This window comes from Mesorhizobium sp. P2_B11 (genome assembly GCF_056404855.1).
The window spans coordinates 535,037-552,464 of the sequence record NZ_JBFUDF010000004.1 but is presented as its reverse complement, the minus strand read 5'-3'; the positions used below and the strand labels follow the sequence as shown (position 1 = coordinate 552,464).

At 62.6% G+C, this 17,428-nt stretch carries 10 protein-coding genes; 4 read left to right on the top strand and 6 right to left on the bottom strand.

What is annotated here, in order from left to right; genetic code table 11:
* The first annotated feature begins 60 nt into the window (after positions 1 to 60).
* Together AC1DYJ_RS16290 and AC1DYJ_RS16285 are read left to right on the top strand one after the other, a co-directional pair.
* Positions 61 to 1,140 (top strand): trypsin-like serine peptidase, encoded by a 1,080-nt coding sequence (locus AC1DYJ_RS16290; RefSeq protein WP_477287616.1) that lies wholly within the window; start codon positions 61 to 63, stop codon positions 1,138 to 1,140.
* Between the two features lie 153 nt (positions 1,141 to 1,293).
* Positions 1,294 to 3,132: an MORN repeat-containing protein gene (locus AC1DYJ_RS16285; protein ID WP_477287618.1), complete on the top strand. Its 1,839-nt coding sequence runs from the start codon at positions 1,294 to 1,296 to the stop codon at positions 3,130 to 3,132.
* 164 nt (positions 3,133 to 3,296) lie between these two features.
* Here AC1DYJ_RS16285 and amrB read toward each other — a convergent pair whose 3' ends face one another.
* From amrB to AC1DYJ_RS16260, 5 genes are all read right to left on the bottom strand, one after another.
* Positions 3,297 to 5,003 carry an AmmeMemoRadiSam system protein B gene (amrB, locus tag AC1DYJ_RS16280; RefSeq protein ID WP_477287620.1) on the bottom strand — a complete coding sequence of 569 codons (1,707 nt, stop codon included), beginning with the start codon at positions 5,001 to 5,003 and terminating at the stop codon, positions 3,297 to 3,299.
* A gap of 149 nt (positions 5,004 to 5,152) precedes the next feature.
* Positions 5,153 to 8,155, bottom strand: a complete 3,003-nt coding sequence (locus tag AC1DYJ_RS16275; RefSeq protein ID WP_477287622.1) for a caspase family protein — start codon at positions 8,153 to 8,155, stop codon at positions 5,153 to 5,155.
* 32 nt (positions 8,156 to 8,187) lie between these two features.
* Positions 8,188 to 8,901 (bottom strand): DUF4760 domain-containing protein, encoded by a 714-nt coding sequence (locus AC1DYJ_RS16270; RefSeq protein WP_477287624.1) that lies wholly within the window; start codon positions 8,899 to 8,901, stop codon positions 8,188 to 8,190.
* A complete protein-coding gene (locus AC1DYJ_RS16265) occupies positions 8,898 to 9,290 on the bottom strand; it encodes a hypothetical protein (protein WP_477287626.1) in 393 nt (130 codons plus the stop codon). Before AC1DYJ_RS16265 ends, AC1DYJ_RS16270 begins: the two co-directional genes overlap by 4 nt.
* A gap of 90 nt (positions 9,291 to 9,380) precedes the next feature.
* Positions 9,381 to 11,600, bottom strand: coding sequence for a caspase family protein (locus AC1DYJ_RS16260; RefSeq protein WP_477287628.1), 2,220 nt, complete (start codon positions 11,598 to 11,600; stop codon positions 9,381 to 9,383).
* Positions 11,601 to 11,831: 231 nt separating this feature from the next.
* On the opposite strand from AC1DYJ_RS16260, the gene AC1DYJ_RS16255 reads away from it, so the two are divergent.
* Positions 11,832 to 12,236: a Fur family transcriptional regulator gene (locus tag AC1DYJ_RS16255; protein WP_112562754.1), complete on the top strand. Its 405-nt coding sequence runs from the start codon at positions 11,832 to 11,834 to the stop codon at positions 12,234 to 12,236.
* Between the two features lie 228 nt (positions 12,237 to 12,464).
* On the opposite strand, the gene polA is transcribed toward AC1DYJ_RS16255, so the two are convergent.
* A complete protein-coding gene (gene polA, locus AC1DYJ_RS16250; protein ID WP_477287629.1) occupies positions 12,465 to 15,404 on the bottom strand; it encodes a DNA polymerase I in 2,940 nt (979 codons plus the stop codon).
* Positions 15,405 to 15,849: 445 nt separating this feature from the next.
* Here polA and AC1DYJ_RS16245 point away from each other — a divergent pair, with 445 nt between their 5' ends.
* A complete protein-coding gene (locus AC1DYJ_RS16245) occupies positions 15,850 to 17,235 on the top strand; it encodes a M20/M25/M40 family metallo-hydrolase (RefSeq protein WP_477287631.1) in 1,386 nt (461 codons plus the stop codon).
* Positions 17,236 to 17,428 lie beyond the last annotated feature (193 nt).

The window sequence follows — 17,428 nt, the reverse complement described above, 5'->3', positions numbered from 1 at the left end:
ATCTCGACAATATTTCTGTATTTTGATCCACTCCTTGCTGACTTTTGGGAGAGTCTCACCATGACAAAACTGACAAGCACTATCATTGCGTCCGCATTGCTATCGACCGCACTGTTGACGATGCCCGCCTTCGCCGCCGATCCCGGTTCCGCGAATGCCGGCAATGGCGAAAGCATGCGCGATGTCGGGACGGGCGACTACCAGCCTGGCCGGGCAAAACCGATCGCCCCGCCGAAACTGACCGAAGACGAAGCCAGCCGGGCAGCGCCGCTGACCGACGAGGCGACGGCGGTCAAATCCTATGGCATCGTCGGCCGTTCCGCCGATGGCAAGGACATCAAGATCGATGCCGGCGAAACGCTGAAGGACCTTGTCATCAAGGAACTGAATGCGCCGGCTAACGCACCGGCGGCCGACAAGACCGGACTGACGGGCGGCGACGAAGCCGGCCGCCAGGTGTTCGGCGAAGACGACCGCGAGCAGATCAAAAACACCAAGACCTATCCGTTCACCGCGATCGGCTATATCGAAGGCAAAGCCAAGAGCGGCTATGGCAGCTGCTCGGGAACCTTGATCGGTCCGCGCACCGTGCTCACCGCCGCGCATTGCCTCTACAGCAATGAGGACAAGGCTTGGCTCGACGACGTCATCTTCGTGCCGTCGCTCAACGGCAACACCGCCGACGATGCACCGTTCGGCGCTTTCAGCTATGAGAGCGTCTATATCCTGCAGGGCTTCATCGACAATTATCAGGGTTACTACGGCTCGGTCATTCCGTGGGATCTCGGCATCATCACGCTGAAGCAGGATGTCGGCACCAATCTCGGCTGGCTGGGTTATGCCAACTATGAGAATCTGGGCGATTTCACCGCCAACATTGTCGGGTATCCGGGCGACAAGCCGATGGGCACGATGTGGAAGGCGACCTGCGAAGTACACGCCGAAAACATCGGTGTAGAGTATTTCCAATACGACTGCGACACCTATCCGGGGTCGAGCGGCAGCTCGGTCTACGCCTATGACAATGGCGCCAAGCAGCGCGTCGTCACCGGCGTGAACGTGGCTGAGAGCCCGAATGCCAACACTGCGGTGCGCCTGAACGCCGCCAACGTGCAGTGGATCAACAGCCTGTACAAATAAGGCCTGATCTTTCGCCGGCAAACAGCGGCGAGAACCGGCAATGCCAAACCGGCGGCGGGACTTTCCCGCTGCCGGTTTTTTTGCATCGAAATCGCTCCCTTGCACAGTTTTGCAGCGACGCTTACGCTTAAGTGATCCAAGGGGTTGGGAACGATGGCGCGGGCAAGAATGATCTTCGGGGTCAGGGTGATGGCGGCTGCATCCATGCTGGCCGCACTGACATTTTTTTCCGCCATGGCCGATGAGGATGGTGCCCCACCTGATGGCGCCTGGGCCGATCGGGTGCAGATCCTCTATCGAAGCGATACGCGTTCGGTGCTGCGCAGACATGTGCGGGTCTGGGATTTCCATCCGGAGCTCGGTCTCGACTTCGTCTGGGAGCCGGCCGCTGGCCAGTCTCCGGATCGGACGGTCGCCGCCGACGGCACCGTCAACGGCAAAGGCAGGCTGGTCTGGCGGGTGCGCGGTTCCGCGAGCTACGACCCCAAGACCATCTATTCCAGCTATTTCGGCGAGATCAGGAATGGCCGTCCCGATGGGCAAGGCCGGCTGGAACTGCGCTCAGGCGAGATACTCGACGGCCAATGGGTCGCCGGCCAGCTCGACGGTCACGGCATCCATGTCGATGCCAACGGCAATCGCTATCAAGGGCAATTCAAGGCTGGTGTGCCAAATGGCGAGGGCCGGCTGGAGACGAAAACTGGCGAAATATTTGTCGGATCATTTGCCGACGGGCTGAAGAACGGCAAGGGTCGCACCCGGCTGCCGGGCGGCACCGTCTATGAATCGCAATGGGCGATGGGCAAGGAGATCGGTGGCGCGCGCCCCGACGTGCTGGCCGATGCCAAAGTGGGTGGTTTGCTCAAGGCGCAAGCCGGCGGCGGCGCCGCCGACAAGGTCGAGATCGGCATTGCCGTCGACCAGCGCATGACACAGCAGGCCGACATGCAGTACCAGCATCTGGTGCGCGACGAAGACATTGCGATCTATCCGGTGTCGGACGAATACAATGACGCCTGGAACGGCACCGGGCAGATTCGTACCGGCAATGTCTATGACGGCATGGATTGGGAGCAGGCGGCGGCCTTCGCCGAAGTCGACCTCAAGACCACCGATCAGTCCAGGGTCAAGCTCGACAGCCTGGAAATGAAGGTTGCCTCCAGCGAAGCCTATCGCAAACCGATGCTGTCGGTAAGCGAGCACTATGGCTGCGTCGGGTTTCGCCCCGACTTCTCGATCGTCAACAATGGCTGGGGCGACGTCAAAGACATGCAGATGTCGATCCAGTTCACCAGGACCGACGAGGAAGACAATGCGACCGGCGAGCCGAGCCGCATGTTCACGAAAGACATCGGCAATTTCGGCGACGGCGTCGACGTCTCGGTCAAGAACGTGCTGGCCGAGGCCGGCGTCGACACGACCACGCTCGAGACCCAGCGCTTCACTTGCCCGTCGAGGGACGCGCTCGATGTCTGCCGCGCCCAGGTCGCCAACAAGGTCAAGTTCGGCGACGTTGCCGATTACATTAGCGGCAGTGTCGAGAAGATGAGCCTGACCGGGATCGGCAAGCTCGATTATTCCTGGGCCGACGACCAGGGCAACGTCTCTCAACAGAGCGAGCCGTTTCGCGTCGTCGTCTCGCTGGTCAGCATCGAGGTGCCGGAATCGCTCGCCGAATGCGGCGATGGCGGCGGCTCATCGCCCGAAGCCCTGCGCTACCAGAACATCGAATTCCCGATCGGCAAGACCGACTACAGCATCCCCATGCCGCTGCGGGGCAACAAGAATCTCAGCTCCTATACGGCGCGGCTGAAGATGTGGTCGTCCATGTCGTCGATCCATCGTTTCAGCATCGCCGCGCATTTCGCCGACGGCAGCACGCGCGAGAGCAAGCCGGCGACATTCTTCTATTTCCGGCCGAAGCAATCGCTGTTTGAAACCAGGACGAAGCCGGCGGTCTGCTACCTGCCGGCCGATCTGGAGGGCTGCTGAGAGACCGTTTGGAAATTCTACTCTGGCGGCCATCTGAAGGCGGTTTCTGCGCTTCCGGTGCTCACGGACCCAAATGTCCGCTGCGCTCCGGTTCTCGAAACCACCATCATATGACTCGCCAGAGCGAATTTCGAAACGGTCTCTGAGGCCTCAATGGCTAATAACTATTTCGAGCCCATCTCGAAATAGTTGGGCAGCGGGATCAACCGGGCAAAAATCGTGCCCTGGCTGAAAACCCTCAGTTCCAACATCGAGCCGGACGACCGCTCGGCCTTCTGGTCGAACAGGAAATTGCCGAGCGAATAGATCTCGGCCACATCGCCACCGGCGAGCGGCAGGATTGCTTCGCTCGATACATGCGGATGGCCGCCGACGATGGCTGACACGCCACGCAACCTCATCTGGTCGGCCAGCATCTCCTCGCGCGGTGACGGCTCGGTCTTGTATTCGCGGCCCCAATGGACAAAGGCGACCACCGGCCTCTCGGCATTGTCGTGCAGCAGCCGGTCGAGCAAGGCAGGCGTCAAAAGGTTGGTGTTTTTGGAGCCGTTGGTGTCGATATCGGTCAGCCCGACAATGTCGAGATCGGCAAGTGCTGCGGTCTCACCCTGGCCGAAATGGGCGATGCCGGCCGCGTCGAGTGCGGCCAGCGTCTCGGCATAGCCGGATGGGCCGAGGTCATAGGCATGGTTGTTGGCGAGGCTGACAGCGGCGATATGCAACTTCTTCAACATGCCGATGGCGAGATCCGTCGGCATGGCCAGCGTCATGTCGTCGATCGCTTCGGGCACGTTGGGCAGAATGACGCCTTCGAGATTGACGATCAGCGGGCGCGACCGGGTCAGGGCAAGCACGTTCTCGACGATCTTCTCAGCGACGCCGTCACGGACCAGGATCTTCTTCATGGCGCGGCCGAAATTCACGTCGCCGGCGAAATAATAGAGCTTGTCGTTTGGCCGGGCCGAATTGTTGAAACCGGGCCCGAAAGCGCCGAACAGGGCCACGACATAGCTGGTGGTGCGCTCGACATAGTCGTTCGAATGCGCCTGCGAATTCTCGTTGGCGACGACCAGCGGCTGAGCGCCGAACAGTTCGCGCTGCAGCCTGGTCTGGATGTAGAGCGCGCCGACCGAATCGGCGTGCGCCGGCTGCTGCAGCGCCGCAATGCCGTCGAGCGATCCGGCAGCGAGCATGTTCAGCGTCTGCTGGTCGAAACGCTGCGCCTCATGCTGCGGCAGATAGTGCGAGAAATCGGTGGATTCGACGATCAGCGTGTCCTTGTCGACGATTGCCTTCAGCGCCTCCGCCAGCCGGTCCCAGTCGCCGCGCTTGGCTTTGACCGACATTGCCACCGGCACGATTTCAGCTTCGGGAAAATAGTGGTGGAGGAACGGAAGCATGGCCTGCACGCCGTGCTCCTTGGCAAACAGGCAGGACTCCTCGATGTCGCTGTTTGTTTCGAGAAGGCGAACGGCCGCGGTGTCGGCGTGGACCGGCCCGACCACCGTTTCAAAGCCGCGCGTCGTGGTGGCGAAGAGCTTTTGCGTCTTGTGGAAATGGTCCGGCGACAGGATGACGATGCGCTTGTAGCGGAAGCCGGATGCAGCATGGAAACCGAGCGCGACGAGATCGGCGACGAGCAGATGGTGCGGCACGGTGATGCCGGTGAGACGTTGATTGGAGGGGTCGAGTTTGGCGGCGCTGGCGATGGCGTCGGTGAAGAGAGAGGGGTCGGAGTAGAAGGAGGGGAAGTTGGAATCGCCTGGGGGGCAGGGGATGGGAGCTGCGAAGGCTTGGAGCGGAAACAGGACAAGGAGAAGCAGCAGAATGCAGGTTTGCGCCCAGGCGCCCCCCTCTGTCCTGCCGGACATCTCCCCCTCAAGGGGGGAGATCAAGCGCTTCGTCGCCGGCTCTTCATTTGAAACGTTGATGATTTGCGAAGCGGGAGAGAATGGCTGATCTCCCCCCTTGAGGGGGAGATGGCCGGCAGGCCAGAGGGGGGTGCCTTGGCGCAATCCTCTCACGGCTCGGCGAGCACGATGTTTTCAACACCGCCGACATAATAGAACGGCTTCTGTTTCGCCGCGGTCAGCCGCACCACTTCGCGCGAGACATAGTCGGCGAGGCCGAACAGCGTCACGCCGCCATCCGATGTCTTGGCCCGGCCGCGTAGGCCTTCGAGGATGGAATAGGTGAAGACGCCATGGCCGAGCTCGGGCAGTTCGGCGGCGGTGTTGTTGGCGGCGGTGGCCGAGAAGACGACGATGCGTGCGTCCTGCGCGTCCTTTTCCAGGCGTGGGTTGAAGGCGTTGGCGGCATGGCACGTGTCGAGCAGCATGAAGCGCATGCCTTTGGCGCGCTCGACCGATTTCTGGATGTCGCCCCAGTCGACCAGCGAGGAGCGCTTCCAGCGGTCGGCATCCTGTTTGCGGCCGTCAGTGGGGATGAAATAATAGTCCTCGTCGATGTTGATGCCGTGACCGGCGACAAAAATGATAGTGGTGTCGTTCTCGCCGGGCTTGTCGAGGAAATCGGCGAGCTGATCGTCGATGGTGTCGGAATCCGGCTCCAGGATGTTGTCGGCGCTGGCGACCTTGAACACGTCCTTGCCGGCGTCGGGCGCCTCATCCAGCGCTTCGCGGTTGACCAGCACCAATGTCTCCATCGACGAGAACAGTGGCGCGGATTTCTGCGAGATCACCTTGAGGAATTCCGTGGCGTCGTCGACGGGGTAACGCAGATCGCAGGCGCGGCCGGCGCAGGCATCGGTGAGGAAAGGATATTTGTCGACGCCGATCACGGCGACATAGAGCTTGCCCTTGTTGGCGGGCTTTTCGGTTTTCCGGCCAAGGGCGGTAACGCTGCGCTCGGTCAAATAGCCGAATTCGTTGGTGCCGGTGATGCGGATGGTGTTTTCGCCATTCTCGACCGGCACCTCGACAATGGTGCTCTTGCCGCCATCGGCAGAACGCGCGGTGACATCGCCGACATTGCGGCTGTTCGACAGGATCGAGAACCCGGCGACATCGGCACCGGCTTCCTGTGCGCCCGTGATCTCGACGGCGACATAGCCCTCGCGGACATTGCTCTGGTCGGTGGCAAGCTTGATGCCGAATTCCGGCGGCTTGCGCAGCAAGAGCTTTTCCAGTTCGCGGTCGACGCCGGGCCGCATTTCCTGGACGGCCTGTTCGGCGCTGTGCAGGACAATGGCCCGGCGCACCATTTCCGGGCTCCAGAGATACTTCTTCAGCTGACCGGCGCTGATGAAGCGCCCTTCATGATCGCGGCCCTGATTGACCTGCCAGCCGATCAACTTGTCGCCGTCGGCGGAGGAATAATAATAGCCCTGCGGCATCCACACGATCCATTCGGAGCCGGCAAAAAACATCGAGACGATCAGCTTGTGCGTCTGCAAATTCCACAGCCGCACGGTCTGGTCTGCGCTGCCGGTAACCAGAAGTCCTTCCTTCTCGGAGGCGGCCATGGCGTTGATCTCGCCGGTGTGGCCGGTGAATTCGCCTGACACTTCGGCGGTGGCGGTTTTGTATTCCAGCAACGTTCCATCACTGCCGCCGGTGATCAGGCCAAGCCCTTTGTCGATCAGCGTATAGGCCGAATGGACGAAGCCATTGGTGGCGGCGTTCTCGATGCTGTGCACGACCTTGCCGCCGCTAGCGATTTCCAGCACCGCATTCTCCAGGCCGTCCTTGCCGCCAGAGACGGCGCGAAGCGACCAGTCATCGTCGGCCAATGCGGCGCGGGCATAGGCGCTCTGTTCAGCCAACGCTTCCGGGTCCTCGAAGAACCGCTCGGCCGTCGGCAGCGCCAGCGTCTTGTCCAGCGTGCCCAGCATCTCCGGACAGGAGACGCGTTCGGGGCAGGGGTTGGCATTGCCCCAGGCGATGGAACCGCTCGCCGCATCGAAGCCGACGGCCGTTACCGGCTCGCCGACCCCTTGCAGCAGCGCCTTGCGCTCGCCGGTCGCGGGGTCCCAGAGTTGGATGGCGTTGCGGGTGCCGCCGGCGGTCGCCACCAGCGAACCGTCGGCATTGCTGGCGCCGGCAAAGACCGTGCCGTCATGGCCGGAATAGTCGAGCACCTGCTCGCCGCTGTCGGTGTTCCAGACCACCGAGCGGTGCTTGTCAGCGCAGCGATAGGTGCAGGATGCGACAAGCCGCGAACCCATAGCAAAGCTCAGCGCGCCGATCTGGAAATCCTGCTTCGGCATGGCGCGGACGAACTTGCCGTCGCTGGCCTGCCAGAGCTGGACGTCGCCGTCCTTGCTGCCGGTGGCGAACAGCTTGCCATCCAGCGAGACGGCGAGCGCGCCGACGCTGACGTCGCGCAGCGGTTCGGCCTCGTCGGGCAAGACGATCTCTTCGCCCTTGGCGACATCCCAGAGCCTTATGCCATTGTCGGTGGTCGTCGCCGCCAGTCGGGTTCCGGCCGCGGCGAAGGCGAGCTTTTCGACACGCCAGGAATCGGCATCGAGTTTTGCAGCCAGCGTCCAGCCCGATGCGGATTTGTCGTCCGCCCGCCAGAGATAGACAAAGCCGTCGCCGCCCCCGGCGGCGAGCATGTTTCCGTCGGGCGCGAAAGCGACATCGTAGATCGCGTAGTCGGCGGCCTTGAGCACGGCCTTGATCTTGCCGGTGGCGAAATCGAACAGCCTGACATCGCCATAGGGCGGCTTGTCGCCGATGCCGGCACCGAAATAGCCGCCGGCGGCGATAGTCTTGCCGTCCGGCGACACGGCGATCGCAAAGATCTTGCCGTCATTGCCGTTGCCGAGATAGCCGCGAATGGTGCGCAGCGTGACGGCGCTCTGCCAGTCCCAGATGCGGATGGTCTTGTCGTCGGAGGCGGAGACCAATTCCTGGCCATCCGGCGTGAAGGCAAGGTCGGAAACCCTGGCGCTGTGACCGCCGGTGTTGAGATCGAGATGGAAATCGAGGTCTTCGGCACGGGCTGCTGACGCCAGCACGAAGAGACCGACCAGGATCAGCCACCGGAAAGCACGCAAGGGGTGAGAGCGGTCCGGCACTTTTCGTGCCGCTATTTGGAGTCAGCCGGCGGCGGCGACCCGTGGCGCACATAATTCTCGATCGCCTGGGCATAATTCGCGGAGCCGGTCTTGCGTTCCTTTTCTATGTAGCCGGCAAAGTAGCTCCAGAACGACACGGCATAGTCGCGGAAATAGGCATCGGCGACGTCGCGCGAACAGAGCTTGCCTTCAACGCAGATGGACAGACGGTTGAGGAAATAGACGATGCGGTCGAAATTGTCGTTGAAATCGGCGATCGGCATGGTGCCGCCCCCGGCTGTCATCGCCTCGATGCCGATGCGTTGCCGAAACACCTGTTCCTCGGTCGGCGACGGCGTGGCGCTGAGCAGATTGTCGTATTTTGCGTTGAGCGCCGCCAGCCGCTCCTTGAGCGCGCGTTGTGCCTGCTGAAAATCCTTGCTTTCCCAGAGTTCGACCAGCGACATCGTCTGCTCGACGCGCTTCTGTTCCTGGTTTGCCAGAAACTGAAAGACCGAGAAGGCGAGGGTGAAGATGATCGCCAGCCGCACGGCGAGACCCGACCAGGCGTAGGCCAACATGCGCCAGTCGCGATCGGTGAACGGGTTGGATTCTTTCTTGATCTCGTGGCTGCTCGGCCACGGAAAACCTTCGGTGGTTTCCGGCAAGGTCTCCGGCTTCTTGCTCGACGCCGGCACCGGCAGGGCCGGCCGTTTTTGTGTTGCAGTGCCCCCCGGCTTTTTCATCCGCAGCTGTCCAGTTGGATGGTGGCGGAGGGATCGAGCACGATGCCGGGCGCCTCCAGTTTCTTTTTCAGGCAATCGAGCTGCGTGCGCGAAATCATGAACTGCACGTCCGGTTCGGCAGCCGCCTTGTTGGGTGACGGCAAGGGCTCGACCACGCCGCGCGAGGCGCAGCTGGAGAGATCGACGACGACGGCCGTGCTGCCGGTCTTGGCGATCTGGTCGTACTGGTCGAGAAAGCAGGTGGCGAGCTCGGAGTTGGTGACGATCTGCTTGGCGCACAGGCCGCAGTTTTCGTCCGCCGAGGCGCTGGCAACCAGCAACAGGCCGGCGGCTAGGCCGGCAGTCGCTGTACGCCAGGAAAGCACGGGGATAGTCACTGAAGTCCTCATCTATTGCGTTCCGCTGCGGCAGATCGAGGCGCCGCGAGCGGGGAAATGTTCATATATCACGCCGGCAAGAGCCGGCGAAGCAATGTCAGGTCAGCCGCGCGGCACCGTCTCCATCGGGAAGATCATCACCGCGCCCTTTGGACCGCTCTTGTCGGCAAGCCGCATCACCGAGCGCGTCGCCGGCGCCATGCCGATGTCGGCCAGCATGTCGGAGAAGCCGGGCGGCCCGTTTGCCCCCCGCGTCACGGCGCGCACGCCCTCCTGGGCAAGGAAGCTCAGATCTTCCTTCTCGCTTTGCGGTGGCGCCTCGGTCAACACGGCAATCATGCGCTCCATGCCGAAGCTGGTGTCGGTGAAGGCAAGCAGACCTTCCTTCAGGCCCTGGTCGGCCTGCTGGTTGATCGGCGCCAGCCGCTCGGAGACGATGTGGGTGATCGAATAGTCGCTGCCGATATAGAGCACGTTGATGTCGACAAACTCGTCGGACTCGTTTTTGGCTGCAACATGCACCTGGTCGCCTGGCGAAACGCGCGGCACGGTCGAGGATTCGATCGGCTCCATCGCGCCGCTGTCCTGACGCTTGATCAGGAACTGAACGCTGACCTCGTCTGGCCGATAGTCGGAGGCGGCGGCGAGCCGCGACAGGCCGGTGGCGCGGAAGATGGTGGTCAGGTTCTTGGCTGTGGCCTCGGCGAGCTTGTCGCGGCCATCCTGATGGATGACGATGCGCGGCGGCTTGCTGCCGTCCTTCAGGCTGATGTCACCGGACGCCGGCAGGAACCACAGTGCCGGCTCGTCACTGGCGTCGGCGGCGGCACCCGCGATGGATTTTTCGCGAAGCACCGCCAGCCGCAAATCGGCGCCCTTGCCGGGTTCGACCAGAGCGATGTGGAAGCCTGAGTTTGGCTTCGCCGCCAGTTCGTCGAGAACCGAATTGACGAGCTCGGTTTCCTTTTCGAGCCCCGCGGTCGGCGCCGGTTTTGCCACCAGAAGCTTGTAGTCGACCGCGAGCTCGGCAACGCGTGCATAAGCGCCGGCAGGTACGGCGGTCGGCGCAAGCGCCGGCTTGCCGTCGAACTCGACCGGCTTGAGGTTGCTCTCGAGGTTCCTGGCCGATTGCACTTCGAGATAGCCGACCGCGTCGGAAAGCTTCGACAGCGCCGAAGGCAGGATGGCGAGCTTGCTGCCGGGGGTGAGGCCCTGCAGCAGCCCGGCGCCGATCGCGACGTCGCCATCCTTGACGGCAATCGGCCACTGCATGACGGCGTCGGTCTTGTCGGTGCCGAAGACGCGGGCGTCGAGCTCGCCCTCGAACAAAGGTGTCGGCCGTGTGCGGCCGTCGGCCGAATATTGCTGCAGCACGGCCTGGCCGAGCTGGCGATAGGTGACGTTGGGGTTCTCGGCCAGTTTCGACAGGATGGTGAAGGTGAACAGGCCGAAGCGCGGCGCGTCGGGCGTGCCCTTGGGCAGCGGCATTTCCGGCGTCGTCTCGACTGTCTGCGCGGCGTAGAAGGCAACCAGCTTGCCCCTGGCGATCGGCTCGGCGCCGGTCGGTGTCAGGTTGAAGGCGGGCTTGCGGCCGCCATTCTCGTCGAAACCGCGCGAGGCGCTGGCTGTGATGTCGTCATACGCCTTCACGGCCGCAGCCCTGGCCGCGTCATCGCCGCCGACGAGGTCGGCGAATTCGACCTTGCGTTCCAGCTCGTCATCGACTTCCGCGGCGCGCGTTGCGGTGCCGGAATGGCAGCAGTCGAAAACGACCCAGACAAAGGCGCCTTTGTCACGGATGGCGTCGAGCGCAGCGCCGACCTCATTGTCGACCAGCGCGTTAGGCACGCCTTTCTCGCGGTCGACCCATTTTTCGATATTGGAAGGCAGAAAGATCTCGTCGAGGCCGTCGGTCTCGTCGCCGCCTTTGGCCTGCGGCTGCTGGGCGCCATGGCCGGACAGATGCAGATAAACGAAATCATCGCGCTGGACCTTGGCGGCGAGATCGGCAAGGGCAGCCTTGATTGCTTCATGGGTCGGCGGGCCATTGGCGCCTTCGACTTCCGTGGCCAGCAAGGTGACGTTCTCCGGGGCGAACTTCACCGGATCGGGTGTGTTCTTCAGAAGATAGTCGCGGACCAGGCCGGCGTCGTTCTTCGGGCCGATCAGCCAGTTCTTCTGCGGCAAGCTCGGATAGTCGGTGCAGGCGACCAGCAGCGCATGATAGGCGCGCGAGGCGGCGCGGGCGCGGAACGACACCGTACCGGCGGCCACAAGCGCCGACGTGCCGACGAGCAGCGTCCGTCGTGTCAATTTGATCATGATTGCTTCCCCAAGCCCGATCGAATTTCCAAGTGCGCTACCCCTCGTTGAGAATTTTGTCAGTATTTTGAATGTGGTCAGTGCCGTCAACCGGCGGTAGTGGTCATGGTGTCGGTGGCGATAACGGAAACAGTGGCAAAAAGCCCGGTTCATCGCTATCTCAAGGAAATTAGGACCGCCGCATGACAGAAATGTCGTGCAGGCGGTGCGGAAAGATCGGAAAACAGGATCATGGCGGCAAGGGATGTGCTGACGAAGAATCAGCTGAGCGTGCTCGAGAAGCTCGAGGCCGCCAGCGGACCGCTCAGCGCCTATACGCTGCTCGACCAGTTGCGCGAGCGCGGTTTCCGCGCGCCGCTGCAGGTCTACCGGGCGCTCGACAGCCTGGTGAAGTCAGGCTTCGTGCATCGGCTGGAAAGCCTCAACTCCTTCGTCGCCTGCGCCGAACCGCACGACCACAGCCACTCGATGACTGCGTTTGCGATTTGCGACACATGCGGGCAGGTGACGGAAATGTCGGACCACGATGTCGATCATCGGCTGGATGAGTGGGTGCGCTCGACGGGGTTCGCTGCCAAGAAAGCGGTGATCGAGTTTCGCGGGACATGTGCGAAGTGTAGGGCGGAAGCGGCCTAAGGCAGCACTGCTCTAGCCTTTTGACGCTGGAGGGACAGCACCCCCCTCTGTCCTTCCGGACATCTCCCCCTCAAGGGGGAGATTGGATGTCACAGCGGCTTTCGCCAATCAACAACGTCGCAGAATGCTCACGTCGCCAACGCTGCTAATCTCCCCCCTTGAGGGGGAGATGCCCGGCAGGGCAGAGGGGGGTGTGAAGGAACGCGGCGTATCCTGCGTTCCGGCGCTTTAATGCGCCTCGTCCCAATTGTTGGCTGCCCGTGCATCGACATGCAGCGGCACCGACATCGAGATGGCCGGCATCGGCGCGTTCTCCATCACACGGCGCACCACGGGGATCGTCGCCTCGACTTCCGCTTCCACCGTCTCGAAGATCAGTTCGTCATGCACCTGCAACAACATGCGAGCCGACAGGCCGGCTTTCTCCAGCGCTTCGTCCATATGCACCATGGCGCGGCGGATGATATCGGCGGCGGTGCCTTGCAGCCTGGCGTTGATCGAGGCGCGTTCGTTGAAGGCGCGGATCGACGGGTTTGAGGATCTTATCTCCGGATAGTGGATGCGGCGGCCGAAGATGGTTTCGACGAAGCCGTGTTCGCGAGCATAGGCCTTGGTCGCCTCGATATAGTCGCGGATGCCGGGAAAACGCTCGAAATACTTCTTGATGTAGGCGCCGGCTTCCTCGCGCGGGATCGACAGCTGGTTGGCCAGCCCAAAGGCGGAAATGCCGTAGATGATGCCGAAATTGATGGCCTTGGCGCGGCGGCGCACTTCCGAAGGCATGCCTTCGACCGGCACGTTGAACATTTCCGATGCGGTGATGGCGTGGATGTCGGCGCCGTCGGCGAAGGCCTGCTTCAGCTGCGGGATCTCGGCAACATGGGCAAGCACGCGCAGTTCGATCTGGCTGTAGTCGGCCGAGACCAGTTTCTGGCCCTTGTCGGCGATGAAGGCGGTCCTGATCTTGCGTCCCTCGGCGGTGCGCACCGGGATGTTCTGCAGATTGGGATCGGAGGAGGACAGCCGGCCCGTGGTCGTCGCCGCCAGCGCATAGGAGGTGTGGACGCGCTTGGTGTCGGGGTGGATGAAGCCGGGAAGGGCGTCGGTATAGGTCGATTTCAGCTTGGTCAGCTGGCGCCAGTCGACGATCTTGCGCGGCAGTTCGTGTCCTTCGGCAGCAAGATCTTCCAGCAGCTGCGCCGAGGTCGACCATTGCCCGGTCTTGGTCTTGGAACCACCGGGCAGGCCCATGCGGCCGAACAGGATATCGCCGAGCTGCTTTGGCGAGCCGATGTTGATGCGCTCGCCGACCAGGCCGTAGATTTCCTCCTCCAGCCGTGCCGCACCTTGCGCCAGTTCGCCGGAGAGACGCGACAGGATCTGGCGGTCGACCGAGATGCCGCGCTGTTCCATCCGGGCCAGCACCGGCACCAGCGGCCGCTCCAGCCGCTCATAGACAGAGACGAGGCCCTTGGCCGCCAGCCGCGGCTTCAGCACCTGCCATAGACGCAGCGCCACGTCGGCATGGCCGGCGGCATAGGCGGTTGCCCTGTCGATATCGACCTGTTCGAAACCGACCGAGCTTCTGCCGGAGCCAGCGAGATCCTTGAGCGGGGTCGTCGCATGGCCAAGCCATTTGTCGGCGAGAGACGACAAAGTGTGGTGGCCGGTGCCGGCGTCGAGCACGTAGGAGATCAGCATCGTGTCGTCGAACGGCGCGATGTCGATGCCGTGGCGGCTCATCACGACGATGTCGTATTTGGCGTCCTGGGCAATCTTGAGGACCGATTTGTCCTCCAGCAGCGGCTTCAGCAGCGCCAGCGCCTCGCGAACCGGAATCTGGTTTTCCAGTGTGCCGCCGCCGAGCAAATCGCCGGCGCCGCTCTTGTGCGCCAGCGGCACATAGGCGGCACGGCCGGGGCCGACCGCCAGGGAGAAACCGATGAGGTCGGCCAGCATCGGGTCGGAAGACGTCGTCTCGGTGTCGAAAGCGACGATGCCGGTTTCTTTCGCCTGGGCCAGCCAGGTCTTGAGCGTTGCCGTATCGCGGATTGTGACATAGGCGCCGGGATCGATCCTGGCGGCGGATGCCGCTTCGAGGCGGAGGGCTGAAAGCAGAGAAGGGGTATCGCCCGCTTTGGTGCCTTCCGCCTTGGCTGCAGCCGGCGCAGCTTCGTTCGTGCCTGGGCTCACCGGTTTGCCGGAGCCGACATCGGGGCCATGCGCGGTGTCGGCACGCTCGACGGTGACGGCAACGGCCTGGACGTCGCCGGCTTCGGTGCTGGTCGCCTCGGCGACGCGGCGGGTCAGCGAGGTGAATTCCATGGTTTTCAGGAAGCCGATCAGCTTCGGCCCGTCCGGCGCATGCAGCACGAAATCGTCGAGCCCGTCGGTGACCGGCACGTCGTTCTTCAGCGTCACCAGTTGGCGCGAAATGCGGGCCTTGTCGGCATTGGCGATGATGGATTCGCGGCGTTTGTCCTGCTTGATCTCGCTGGCCCGCGCCAGCAGCGCGTCAAGATCGCCGAACTGTTCCAGAAGCTGCGCCGCCGTCTTCGGGCCGATGCCGGGCACGCCGGGCACATTGTCGACGGAATCGCCGGTGAGCGCCTGCAGGTCGATCATCTTTTCCGGCGGCACGCCCCATTTCTCGATGACCTCGGGAATACCGATCTGGCGGTCCTTCATCGGGTCGTACATGCCGACCGAGGGGCCAACCAGCTGCATCAGATCCTTGTCGGAAGAGATGATGGTGGTGTCGGCGCCGGCCTCGTGGGCAAGCTTGCAATAGGTGGCGATGAGATCGTCGGCCTCAAAGCCTTCCATTTCGATGCAAGGCAGGTTGAAGGCGACAGTCGCCTGGCGGATCAGGCCGAATTGCGGGATCAGGTCTTCGGGCGGCGCGTTGCGGTTGGCCTTGTATTCCGGGTAAAGCTCGTTGCGGAAGGTTTTCGACGAATAATCGAAAATGACCGCGAAATGCGTCGGTACAGTGCCTACATCGGTGTTGCGGGCGTCCTGCATCAGCTTCCACAGCATGTTGCAGAAGCCGGAGACAGCGCCGACCGGCAAACCGTCGGATTTGCGGGTCAGCGGCGGCAGCGCGTGGTAGGCGCGAAAGATGTAGCCGGAGCCGTCGATAAGGAAGAGATGATCGCCTTTTTTCATGCCGGCAGGGATAGCGCGGCAGGGCGGCGCGGTCCATGGCAAAGGCAGGCTTCCAACAGGCGTTGCGGCGCCATCCTGACAGAGCCTGCCTGTGAACGCCTCGTTGTGGAAGCTCGGCCGCTCACAGCCATGTTACAAAAGTGTAATTTTCGTGCCCTTGAAACGCCACGTTCGAAGACACAAATAAACGTCATCGGCAGTTTTCGCCGAGTCCGGAGCAAGGCCCGTCCCCCGCCTATCCCGGACAACTGCGGCAGCCTATCCCCCCTCTCCGGGCTGCCGCAACGTTTCGAGTAAAGGCCGCCGTGGTTCCCCCTCCACCACGGCGGCTCTTTTTTTGGCCTTTCAACAAGCAAATTCCAGCCCGTGGTCTAACGATCGCGGGCTTTTCGTTTTGATGCGCTGCCTTTACGGTCCCGGCTCCGAAAAGAAAGGCCCGCCAGACATGTCCACAATCTCCCCCGTTCTCGACCGTCTCGACAAAAATCTCGACCAGAGCCTGGAGCGCCTGTTCGGCCTGCTACGTATCAAGTCGATTTCCACCGATTCCGACTATGCCGCCGACTGCCGCAAGGCCGCCGAATGGCTGGTGGCCGACCTCAAGCTGATCGGTTTCGATGCCTCAGTGCGCAACACGCCTGGACATCCGATGGTGGTGGCGCACCATGAGGGGCCGGCCGGCTCGCCGCACGTGCTGTTTTACGGCCATTACGACGTGCAGCCGGTCGATCCGATCGAGCTCTGGGAAAACGACCCGTTCGCGCCGGCGATCAAGGAGGTCGGACCCGGCCACAAGGTGATCACCGGGCGCGGTTCGGCCGATGACAAGGGGCAGCTGATGACCTTCGTCGAGGCCTGCCGCGCCTGGAAGCAGGTGCATGGCAATCTGCCCTGCCGCATCACCATCCTGTTCGAGGGCGAGGAGGAATCCGGCTCTCCGTCGCTAAAACCGTTCCTCGAAGCCAATGCCGAAGAACTGAAGGCCGATTTCGCGCTGGTCTGCGATACCGGCATGTGGGACCGCGAAACGCCGTCGATCTGCGTCGGCTTGCGCGGACTGGTCGGTGAAGAGATCACCGTGAAGGCCGCCGATCGCGACCTGCATTCGGGCCTCTATGGCGGCGCTGCCGCCAATCCGATCCGCATCCTGGCGAAAATCCTGGCCGACATCCATGACGAGAACGGCCACATCACCATTCCCGGCTTCTATGACGGGGTCGAGGAAACGCCTTCGCAGATCCTGAAATCATGGGAGACGCTCGGCGAGACCGCCGAGGCCTTTCTCGGGCCTGTCGGCCTGTCGATCCCGTCGGGCGAAAAAGGCCGCTCGGTGCTGGAGCTGACCTGGGCGCGGCCGACGGCCGAGTTCAACGGCATTATCGGCGGTTATACCGGCAAGGGCTTCAAGACGGTGATTGCGGCAGAGGCGTCGTCGAAAATCTCCTTCCGTCTCGTCCACAAGCAGAACCCGGAGAAGATCCGCGCCGCGTTCCAGAAATTCGTCAGGGAGCGCATTCCCGCGGACTGTTCGGTCGAGTTCCATCCGCATGGCGGTTCCCCGGCGATCCAGCTTTCCTACGACTCGCCCTTCCTGGCCAAGGCCAAGAATGCGTTGTCGGATGAATGGTCCAAGCCGGCAGTGACGACGGGCAGCGGCGGCTCGATACCTGTGGTCGGTGATTTCCAGACCTATCTCGGCATGGAATCGCTGCTGGTCGGGTTCGGCCTCGACAATGACCGCGTCCACTCGCCCAACGAGAAATACGAGCTGACCTCCTTCCACAAAGGCCAGCGCTCCTGGGCTCGGATTCTCGATGCGTTGACGCGCTAGGTAGGACGATATCCAGGTGAGGCCGGCCTGCGAGCAATGGTCTCCTGTGCTTCCGGTGCTCGCGTACCAAAAGTACGCTCCGCTCCGGTTCTCGGAGCCCACTGCTCTCGGCTCGGCCTGACCTGAATCTCGACCCACCTGAAAGCTAGAGAAAACCAGATTTCTGGTTGATTTTTCCTCGGATCGCGGCGAC